The following is a 2,381-nucleotide window of genomic DNA, read 5'->3' as shown; positions in this document are numbered from 1 at the left end:
GGGATATGACAGGGCATCTGATTTTTGCTTTAAAGAATATAGATAGGTAGCGTTCTCCCATAACACAGACAATCTGGTGGTCAGCTCCGGTGATGAGATCCAGTATTTTATGTTCTACAACGATATTCCCGTATACCGACCAGACTGCCTCATCCTGTTCTTCTGTTATCTTCTCTCTTTGGAGTCGATCTAACTCTTCTGCTGCAATTGAAGCAGCCTGGGTATGTGTTTCAAGAAGTGTACGGAGAGCGGTTTCAGGGTGTACTGGTGCATATACGGCTGGTTTGGTATATTTTTTAAAAGCGAGGCCCATATCCTGTAGCTTTTGAAGACTTTCGTAGATACTTGGTTTTGAAATGTGCAGGAATTCGATGAGATCCCGTGCTCCTGCCTGATCGTACAGGACTAGTGCTGCGTATACTTTTGCCTCATATGTAGTAAGCCCAAGCGTGTTTAGAGCAGAGATAAGAGGTTGATGGAACTGGTCTGTCATATACTAATCAGATTCCTGTTAATATCCAACTCACGGGTTGTAAAATTTTTTACTAGTATATCCTGATAACACTGACGGTATTAGATTTCTCTGCGGTTATGAGTATCTCAATTGCCGTATGATTAACTCTATATTTTTGATAAGGTATTGACACCATGAACCCAAAATTGTATGCAGGATTAATTCTTGTTTCCATAGTTGTTGCCAGCACAGGTCTGGTTCTGGCAGCTGATTCCTCTTTAAAAACAGGAACCACAGATTCTAAAAACCTGGATTCTTCTTCATTACCTGATTATCTGGTCATGTTCCCGCAGGACTCAGTGAATCGTATTGACATCAGCATTACTCCTGAAGATTGGCAGAAGATGCTTGACGATATGGCTCGCAGATATGGTGAATTTGGAAATAGTTCACAGATGCCGATGGGTGGACCGGGTCCAGGAAATCCTGAAGGGAATGGTCCCGGAAAAGGAGAGATGCGACTAGGTCTGGAGATGAATCAGGATGATTCTGACAACCCTGTTGTTGTTCCAGCAAAAGTGACTGTCCAGAATGTAACTCTTGATAAAGTTGGGGTCAGATTTAAAGGACAGAGTTCGCTCTCTGGTTCATGGAGAGAAGGATCCTACAAGATCTCAATGAAACTAAACTGCGATGAGTACGAGGATGAAAACCCGGAACTGAAGAATCAGAAACTCTTTGGATTTGATGAACTCAGCCTGAAGAGCGGGTTTGGTGACAGTTCCCTGATTCGTGACAAGGTTGTCCCTGATATCTTCCGGAGTGCTGGTGTTCCTGCCCCGGAAACTGCTTTTTACCAGGTATATGTAGACACCGGAAGCGGACCCGTATACTTTGGATTGTACACAATGATCGAAGATGTTGCTGATACTATGATTTCCTCCCAGTTTATGAATGGGTCCGGCAATTTGTACAAGGCAGAAAATATTCGTACAACGTCCTTTGCAGACTCATCCTTCAATATTAGCGGGTTTAGCAAGGAGACCAACAAGAAGAAAGGGTCCGCTGATCTTGAGCAGTTATACAGTGCTCTGAATTCAGATCTCCGTACAACAGATCCTGTTGCATGGCGTTCAGGTCTTGAATCAATCCTTAATGTGGATGAATTCATCACCTGGCTTGCAACAAACAACATCATTCAGAACTGGGACAGTTACGGCATGGCATCACATAATTTCTTCTTATACAATAATCCGGAAGATAGTCGTTTTGTCTGGATCCCCTGGGACAACAATGAAGCATTGCAGAACCGGTCTGCAGGGATGAATGGCAACTTTGGACCTGATGCTGGAATGGGATTCGAAAACCAGTCACCAACTACGGAACCTGGGTTTGCCGTAATGCCATCTGGACCTGGAAATGATTCGCCGATGAATGGACCACCAGGGGATCAAGGAATAGGTAGAGGTATGGGAGGTGATCATCCGTCGGGAGGTCAGTTAAGCCTCAGCCTTGATGAAGTTGGTGACCAGTGGCCGCTCATCAGATATTTAATGGATGATCCGGTGTATCATGAGAAGTATGTTCAGGCGGTCGAGAAGGTTATCTCTGGAGCATTTAATCCAGATAATCTGAAACCGCTCTATACCAAAAATCATGATCTCATCGCACCATATGTTGTCGGGGATAATGGAGAACAGAAGGGCTATACTCTGCTCAGAAGCCCTGAAGGTTTTAATTCATCACTCGAAGTTTTGATCTCTCATGCAGATTCCAGGTATACAGATGTCATGGCGTATCTCGCAGAGATGAAAGGCAGCTCAACAGGGACACCCTGATCTGAACTCTTTCAATTATCCTTTTTTCACGAAAAATATTAAATCTCTCTGATTATGATTTTCAATCAACTGATGTTAGACCTTTGCTA

Annotated in this window: 2 protein-coding genes; one reads left to right on the top strand and one right to left on the bottom strand. The window is 43.7% G+C overall.

Annotated features, from left to right (window positions below):
- The coding region (locus VN429_RS07045; protein ID WP_325631391.1) for a TrmB family transcriptional regulator at positions 1-493 on the bottom strand (493 nt) is incomplete at its 3' end.
- Between the two features lie 155 nt (positions 494-648).
- Here VN429_RS07045 and VN429_RS07040 point away from each other — a divergent pair.
- Positions 649-2,292, top strand: a complete 1,644-nt coding sequence (locus VN429_RS07040; protein ID WP_325631388.1) for a CotH kinase family protein — start codon at positions 649-651, stop codon at positions 2,290-2,292.
- Positions 2,293-2,381 lie beyond the last annotated feature (89 nt).

The organism is Methanospirillum sp., from assembly GCF_035560735.1.
GTDB lineage: Archaea > Halobacteriota > Methanomicrobia > Methanomicrobiales > Methanospirillaceae > Methanospirillum.
This window is presented reverse-complemented; position numbering and strand designations above follow the sequence as displayed.

Excerpts from the sequence above, each read along its gene's own strand:
- VN429_RS07040 (WP_325631388.1), top strand. The coding sequence starts at position 649 with ATGAACCCAAAATTGTATGCAGGATTAATTCTTGTTTCCATAGTTGTT.